Below are 6,852 nucleotides of genomic sequence, written 5' to 3'. Positions count from 1 at the left end.
GACGCAGAGCGTCCATGGCGGCATTCCCACGTAGAGCGTGGGAACGATCATCAGTTCATGGCGCCGTAGCGTTTCATCGCTTCAATCGCCAGACCGCTACCAATGCTGCCAAAGATATTCCCTTCAACATGCCGCGCATTCGGCAACATCGCCGACACGCTGTTGCGCAGCGCCGGAATCCCGCTCGAACCACCGGTGAAGAACACCGTATCGACCTGATCCACCGCCACACCGGCATCGTTCAGCAACTGTGTGACACTGCCGCGTACCCGCTCCAGCAACGCGTCGATCGCCGACTCGAACAGCGCGCGCGTCAATTCCACGCTCAGTCCGGCCTCGATCCGGTCCAGCGGCACGTGGCGGCTGTCGGTGTGGGTCAGCTGGATCTTGGTTTCTTCGACTTCCATCGCCAGCCAGTGCCCGGCGCGTTGTTCGATCAACTTGAACAGGCGATCGATGCCGCCAGTGTCTTCGATGTCGTAGCGCATGCTGCCCAGCGCCAGGCTGGATTTTTGCGAGTACACCGAGTTGATGGTGTGCCAAGTCGCCAGGTTCATGTGGTGGCTGGTCGGCATGTAGGCGCCGCTCTTCATGCGGCTGCCGTAGCCGAACAGCGGCATCAGACCTTGCAGGCTCAGCTGTTTGTCGAAATCGGTCCCGCCGATGTGCACACCGCCGGTGGCGAGGATGTCATCGTGACGGTTATCGAGGCCACGACGCTCGGGCGACAGGCGCACCAGCGAGAAGTCGGAGGTACCACCGCCGATGTCGACGATCAGCACCAGCTCTTCTTTTTCGATGGTCGACTCGTAGTCGAAGGCGGCGGCGATCGGTTCGTACTGGAACGACACGTCCTTGAAGCCGATCTTGCGCGCCACTTCGACCAGCGTGTCTTCCGCTTCCTGGTCAGCCAGCGGATCGTCATCGACGAAGAACACCGGACGCCCGAGCACCACCTGCTCGAATTCCCGACCAGCGGCGGTTTCCGCACGGCTCTTCAACTGGCCGATGAACAGGCCGAGCAGGTCCTTGAACGGCATCGCCGTGCCGAGCACGCTGGTGTCGTGCTTGATCAGCTTGGAACCGAGCAGGCTTTTCAGCGAGCGCATCAGCCGGCCTTCGTAGCCTTCCAGGTACTCGTGCAGCGCCAGACGGCCGTAAACCGGGCGGCGTTCCTCGATGTTGAAGAAGACCACCGACGGCAGGGTGATCTTGTCGTCTTCCAGCGCGATCATCGTTTCCATGCCGGGGCGCAGCCAGCCGACGGTGGAGTTGGACGTGCCGAAGTCGATGCCGCAGGCACGGGCTGGAGAGGCGTCTTTCATGTCTTTCGGTTCCGGTCAAAAAAACGGCCGCGCAGTGTATGTCAGTGCGCGCCAGAATCGAAGGCCGGTCATCTGCTATTTCACGACTAAACTGGTTGAAAATCGCAGCTTCGCCCCAAACTTGCTGGCATGGGCCGGCAGAACCACCGGCGGTCGCAAGAACCGCCGTCCACTGCCGATAAACTTCTGCTGCGCCACCCGGTCACAACCTTGAGATCGGTCAACCCGGCACGCGCGAATCGGCGCATGCTGGCATCGGCGCGAAATCGATAACGGACGGTGATTCCTTCGATGGACTTCAAAGACTATTACAAGATACTCGGCGTGGAGCCGACAGCAGACGACAAGGCAATCAAGGCTGCCTATCGCAAGCTGGCGCGCAAATACCACCCCGATGTCAGCAAGGAAAAAGACGCCGAGGCCAAGTTCAAAGACGCCTCGGAAGCCTATGAAGCGCTGAAAAGCGCCGACAAACGTGCTGAATACGACGAGCTGCGCCGCTATGGCCAGCATGGTCAGCCGTTCCAGGGGCCACCGGGCTGGCAGAGCCGTGGTGGCTTTGGCGGCGGCGGTGCTGACACCGGCGACTTCTCGGACTTCTTCAGTTCGATCTTCGGCAATCGCGGCCCCGGTTTCGGTGGCGGCGAAGGTCGGCAACAACGCAGTGCTGGGCGCCGAGGGCAAGACGTGGAAATGGAACTGCCGATCTTCCTCGAGGAGACGCTCGCTAACGAATCGAAGAAAGTCACCTTCCAGGTGCCGCAATACAACGCCAACGGCCAGCACGTCAGCAATACCAGCAAGAGCCTGAACGTGAAAATTCCGGCGGGCGTGACCGACGGCGAACGCATCCGCCTCAAAGGCCAGGGCGCACCGGGCGTCGGTGGCGGGGCGAATGGCGACCTGTATCTGACCATTCGTTTTGCGCCACACCCGAAATTCGATGTTGAAGGCGAAAACCTGATCATCACCTTGCCGCTGGCACCGTGGGAACTGGCGCTGGGGGCTGAAGTGGCGGTGCCGACCCTGACCGGCAAGATCAACCTCAAGGTTCCGGCCGGCAGCCAGAACGGCCAGCGCATGCGCGCCAAGGGACATGGCCTGAAAAACAAGGCAGGCGAGCGCGGTTACCTGTTCGTCCAGCTCAAAGCCGTGATGCCGAAAACCTCGGACGACGAGGTCAAGGCGCTGTGGCAGGAACTGGCGAAGAAAGCCGCGTTCAACCCGCGCGAGAACTTCTGAATTCGACGACGGAGTAGCCCATCATGAGCAGCCCCCTGATCGTTCAACTGGACCTGGCAGAATTCTGTGAGGCGGCCGATTTGTCGGACGTCTACGTGATCGAAATCGTCGAGCACGGCATTCTCGAACCTCAGGGCGCGCAGCCCCGGGAATGGCGCTTCACCGATTACGAATTGGCGTTGGCCAAACGGGCGGCGAAGTTGCGCCGTGATCTGGAACTGGGGTGGGAAGGGGTTGCGCTGGCGCTGGATCTGCTGGAGGAGGTGCGTGAGTTGCGTGCCGAGAACCGTATGTTGCGGCAGCGTTTGGGGCGGTTGGTGGTGGAGTAGTCAGCCTGAAAATCTTGTTGTGGCTGAGCTGGCCTTATCGCTGGCAAGCCAGCTCCCACAGGGTTTTGCGTTGGAATGTAGATCTCGGATCGGCGCAGAACCTGTGGGAGCTGGCTTGCCAGCGATGAACGATAACGCGGAGTTTCTGACTCAACATTGAAAAGGCCCCGAAGGGCCTTTTTTTGTGGTCAGAACAAAAAGTACCGCTGCGCCATCGGCAATGTTTCCGCCGGTTCACACCACAGCAACACCCCGTCAGCCTTGACCTGATAGGTCTGCGGATCAACATCGATGTTCGGCAGATAGTCGTTGTGAATCAGATCGGTTTTCTGCACGTCACGGCAGCCCTTCACTACGCCAATCTTTTTCTTCAAACCCAACGCTTCCGGCAATCCGGCTTCCTGCGCAGCCTGACTGATAAAGGTCAGGCTGGTGGCATGCAGCGAGCCGCCGTAGCTGGCGAACATCGGGCGGTAGTGCACCGGTTGCGGTGTCGGAATCGAGGCGTTGGCATCGCCCATCAGGCTGGCGGCAATTGCACCGCCCTTGAGGATCAGCGTCGGTTTCACACCAAAGAATGCCGGGCGCCACAGCACCAGATCCGCCCATTTGCCGACTTCGATCGAACCGACTTCATGGCTGATGCCATGGGTGATCGCCGGGTTGATCGTGTATTTGGCGATGTAGCGTTTGGCGCGGAAGTTGTCGTTGCCTGCGCCGTCCTGCGGCAGTGGGCCGCGCTGTTTTTTCATCTTGTCGGCGGTCTGCCAGGTGCGCGTGATGACTTCGCCGACGCGGCCCATGGCCTGGCTGTCGGAGCTGATCATCGAGAATGCGCCGAGGTCGTGAAGAATGTCTTCGGCGGCAATCGTTTCGCGGCGGATGCGGCTTTCGGCGAACGCGACGTCTTCGGCAATGCTCGGGTCGAGGTGGTGGCAGACCATCAGCATGTCGAGGTGTTCGTCGATGGTGTTGCGGGTGAACGGCCGGGTCGGGTTGGTCGAGCTCGGCAATACGTTAGGGAAGCCGCAGGCCTTGATGATGTCCGGTGCGTGACCGCCACCGGCACCTTCGGTGTGATAGGTGTGAATGGTGCGGCCCTTGAACGCGCCGAGGGTGGTTTCGACGAAACCGGATTCGTTGAGGGTGTCGGTGTGGATCGCTACCTGCACATCGAACTGGTCGGCGACGTTCAGGCAGTTGTCGATGCTCGCCGGCGTGGTGCCCCAGTCTTCGTGCAATTTCAAGCCGATGGCGCCGGCCTTGACCTGCTCGATCAACGGCTCCGGCAGGCTGGCGTTGCCTTTGCCGGTGAGGCCGATGTTCATCGGGAAGGCGTCGGCGGCCTGGAGCATGCGGGCCAGGTGCCAAGGCCCGGAGGTGCAGGTGGTGGCGTTGGTGCCGGTGGCAGGTCCGGTGCCGCCGCCGATCATGGTGGTGACGCCGCTCATCAGCGCTTCTTCGATCTGCTGCGGGCAGATGAAGTGGATGTGCGTGTCGATGCCGCCGGCGGTGAGGATCATGCCTTCGCCGGCGATCACTTCGGTGCCGGCGCCGATGGCGATGGTCACGTTCGGCTGCACGTCGGGGTTGCCGGCCTTGCCGATCGCGGCGATGCGCCCGTCCTTGAGGCCGACGTCGGCTTTGACGATGCCCCAGTGGTCGATGATCAGCGCGTTGGTGATCAGCGTGTCGACGACTTCGGCCGCGAGCAGTTGGCTTTGGCCCTGGCCGTCGCGGATGACTTTGCCGCCCCCGAACTTCACTTCTTCGCCGTAGGTGGTGAAGTCTTGTTCGACTTCGATCCACAGCTCGGTGTCGGCCAGGCGCACCTTGTCGCCGACGGTGGGGCCGAACATGTCGGCGTAGGCTTGTCTGGAGATTTTCATGCAGCGTCCTTCAGGAAAATAGTGGTGAGCCATCGACCCTCACCCTAGCCCTCTCCCAGAGGGAGAGGGGACTGTGCGCGGTGGGCCGGCTATCGGTGATCAGCTCCGCAGAGGGGACTGTGCGCGGTGGGTCGGCTATCGGTGATCGGCTCCGCAGAGGGGACTGTTCACGGTGGGGCGGCTGTCGGTGATCGGCTCCCTCTCCCTCGGGAGAGGGCTGGGGTGAGGGGCAGCGGTGCACGCAGATATCAGAGATCACCCATGACCCGTCCGGCAAACCCGAACACCCGCCGATGCCCGGCGTAATCGACCAGCTCGACTTCGCGACTCTGCCCCGGCTCGAAGCGCACCGCCGTCCCCGCCGGAATATTCAGGCGCATGCCACGGCTCGCTGCACGATCAAAGGTCAGCGCGTCATTGGTTTCAAAAAAGTGATAGTGCGAACCGACCTGGATCGGCCGGTCGCCGCTGTTGGCGACTTTCAGGCTGACGGTGCGGCGACCGACGTTGAGTTCGATGTCGCCGGGCTGGATCTGGTACTCGCCAGGAATCATCACTGGGCTCCTTGCAGAATCTTGTAATAGAGGGCGGTCGGTCGATAGGTACCGTGCGGGTCGCAGGCGTAATCGGGAATCTGGCCCGCGCGGGTGTAACCCAACGCCTTGTAGAAATCTTCGGCGGGCGAGCCGGCCTCGGTGTCGAGGTAGAGCATGCCGCGCTTGTGTTTGGGCGCTTCGAGTTCCAGCGCACTCATCAATTGCTGACCGAGACCGCGACGCCGTGAGTGTTCGCGCACCAGCAGTTTCTGCACCTCGGCGCGGTTGAGACCGTTAGCCTTCTGACACAGGCCCAGTTGCACACTGGCCAGCACCTGCTCGTCCTTGACCACCACCCAGAGCAGCACGCTGCCTTTGTTGACGTTGTCCTGCACCTCATCGAAATAGGCGCGCGCCTGAGCCGCATCGAGGTCGGCCATGAAGCCGACACTGGCGCCGTAACCGACCGCATCAAGCAGCAGATCAATCAGGCCCTGACGGTAGTGGGCAAAACTTTCAGCATTGACGCGGCGCAGTTGGGCGGCGTTCATCGGTGTCACTCCTTGTTGGCGTCAGGCGGCTCCGCGCCAGGGTTGAGGGTCAGTTGCATGAAGGTCAGGTCGAGCCAGCGGCCGAACTTGGTGCCGACCTGCGGCATCTGCCCGGTGATGCTGAAACCGGCGCGCTCGTGCAGGCGAATCGAGGCGGCGTTGCCGCTTTCGATGGCGGCGACCATCACGTGTTTGTCGCAGGTTCTGGCGCGCTCGATCAGCGCCGCCATCAATTGCGGGCCGAGGCCGTTGCCGCGCTGGTCGCTGCGCACATAAACCGAGTGTTCGACGGTATGGCGAAAGCCGTCGAACGGCCGCCAGTCACCGAATGAAGCGTAGCCGAGTACGCTGTTGTCACCGTCGATGATTACCAGAATCGGATAGGCCTGGGCCTGACGCGCGCTGAACCACGCCTGGCGGTTGCCGAGGTCGACGGCCTGTTCATTCCAGATCGCCGTGGTGTTGATTACGGCATCGTTGTAGATGTCGCGGATCGCCGGTAGGTCGGCGTGGACGGCGTCGCGAATGGTGTAAGTCATGGCGTAGCCTCAGACGATCGGTTGGTGGACGGTGACCAGTTTGGTGCCGTCGGGGAACGTCGCTTCGACCTGGATCTCCGGAATCATTTCCGGGATGCCTTCCATCACTTGCTCGCGGCTGAGCAGGGTGGTACCGAAGTGCATCAGCTCGGCCACCGTCTGGCCGTCACGCGCGCCTTCAAGCAGAGCGGCGGAGATGTAGGCCATGGCTTCCGGGTAATTGAGTTTCACGCCGCGCGCCAGACGCCGCTCGGCGACGAGGCCGGCGGTGAAGATCAGCAGCTTGTCTTTTTCGCGTGGGGTCAGGTCCATTGTGGGGTTCCATCAGGGCAGATTTGTGAGGTTCTTGCCGGTGTGGGGTGCCAGTTGGAGCAGCCCCTCACCCTAGCCCTCTTGCGAAGGAGAGGGGACTGATCTCGGTTGTTTTCAATGGCCGGTTCA

General features: G+C 61.7%; 8 protein-coding genes. 2 read left to right on the top strand and 6 right to left on the bottom strand.

Features of this window, described 5'->3' with window-relative positions:
• Positions 1 to 50: 50 nt before the first annotated feature.
• Entirely contained in the window at positions 51 to 1,325 is a 1,275-nt protein-coding gene (locus PMI23_RS26690; RefSeq protein ID WP_007915935.1) for an Hsp70 family protein, read from the bottom strand.
• A gap of 291 nt (positions 1,326 to 1,616) precedes the next feature.
• Between PMI23_RS26690 and PMI23_RS26685 the strand changes: the two genes are divergently transcribed.
• Both PMI23_RS26685 and PMI23_RS26680 read left to right on the top strand, forming a co-directional pair.
• Positions 1,617 to 2,567, top strand: a complete 951-nt coding sequence (locus tag PMI23_RS26685) for a DnaJ C-terminal domain-containing protein (RefSeq protein ID WP_007915937.1) — start codon at positions 1,617 to 1,619, stop codon at positions 2,565 to 2,567.
• A 23-nt stretch (positions 2,568 to 2,590) separates the two neighbouring features.
• On the top strand, positions 2,591 to 2,896 hold the full coding sequence (locus PMI23_RS26680; RefSeq protein WP_007915938.1) for a chaperone modulator CbpM: 306 nt from the start codon (positions 2,591 to 2,593) through the stop codon (positions 2,894 to 2,896).
• Between the two features lie 188 nt (positions 2,897 to 3,084).
• Here PMI23_RS26680 and ureC read toward each other — a convergent pair whose 3' ends face one another.
• From ureC to ureA, 5 genes are all read right to left on the bottom strand, one after another.
• Positions 3,085 to 4,785: an urease subunit alpha gene (gene ureC / locus PMI23_RS26675; protein ID WP_007915945.1), complete on the bottom strand. Its 1,701-nt coding sequence runs from the start codon at positions 4,783 to 4,785 to the stop codon at positions 3,085 to 3,087.
• A gap of 248 nt (positions 4,786 to 5,033) precedes the next feature.
• Positions 5,034 to 5,339: an urease subunit beta gene (locus tag PMI23_RS26670; RefSeq protein WP_007915947.1), complete on the bottom strand. Its 306-nt coding sequence runs from the start codon at positions 5,337 to 5,339 to the stop codon at positions 5,034 to 5,036.
• Entirely contained in the window at positions 5,339 to 5,872 is a 534-nt protein-coding gene (locus PMI23_RS26665; protein WP_007915949.1) for a GNAT family N-acetyltransferase, read from the bottom strand. The genes PMI23_RS26670 and PMI23_RS26665 overlap by 1 nt, the downstream gene beginning before the upstream one ends.
• Before the next feature lie 5 nt (positions 5,873 to 5,877).
• Complete coding sequence (locus PMI23_RS26660; protein ID WP_007915950.1) at positions 5,878 to 6,411, bottom strand: GNAT family N-acetyltransferase; 534 nt, start codon at positions 6,409 to 6,411, stop codon at positions 5,878 to 5,880.
• Between the two features lie 9 nt (positions 6,412 to 6,420).
• Positions 6,421 to 6,723 (bottom strand): urease subunit gamma, encoded by a 303-nt coding sequence (gene ureA / locus PMI23_RS26655; protein ID WP_007915951.1) that lies wholly within the window; start codon positions 6,721 to 6,723, stop codon positions 6,421 to 6,423.
• Between the last annotated feature and the right edge of the window lie 129 nt (positions 6,724 to 6,852).

This window comes from Pseudomonas sp. GM24 (assembly GCF_000282235.1).
Taxonomy (GTDB): Bacteria; Pseudomonadota; Gammaproteobacteria; order Pseudomonadales; family Pseudomonadaceae; genus Aquipseudomonas.
This window is presented reverse-complemented; position numbering and strand designations above follow the sequence as displayed.

What these genes read in the sequence shown, in the direction of transcription:
- ureA (WP_007915951.1), bottom strand. Translation starts at nt 6,723, where the DNA reads ATGGACCTGACCCCACGCGAAAAAGACAAGCTGCTGATCTTCACCGCC.
- PMI23_RS26680 (WP_007915938.1), top strand. Translation starts at nt 2,591, where the DNA reads ATGAGCAGCCCCCTGATCGTTCAACTGGACCTGGCAGAATTCTGTGAG.
- PMI23_RS26690 (WP_007915935.1), bottom strand. Translation starts at nt 1,325, where the DNA reads ATGAAAGACGCCTCTCCAGCCCGTGCCTGCGGCATCGACTTCGGCACG.
- PMI23_RS26665 (WP_007915949.1), bottom strand. Translation starts at nt 5,872, where the DNA reads ATGAACGCCGCCCAACTGCGCCGCGTCAATGCTGAAAGTTTTGCCCAC.
- PMI23_RS26670 (WP_007915947.1), bottom strand. Translation starts at nt 5,339, where the DNA reads ATGATTCCTGGCGAGTACCAGATCCAGCCCGGCGACATCGAACTCAAC.
- PMI23_RS26660 (WP_007915950.1), bottom strand. Translation starts at nt 6,411, where the DNA reads ATGACTTACACCATTCGCGACGCCGTCCACGCCGACCTACCGGCGATC.
- PMI23_RS26685 (WP_007915937.1), top strand. Translation starts at nt 1,617, where the DNA reads ATGGACTTCAAAGACTATTACAAGATACTCGGCGTGGAGCCGACAGCA.
- ureC (WP_007915945.1), bottom strand. Translation starts at nt 4,785, where the DNA reads ATGAAAATCTCCAGACAAGCCTACGCCGACATGTTCGGCCCCACCGTC.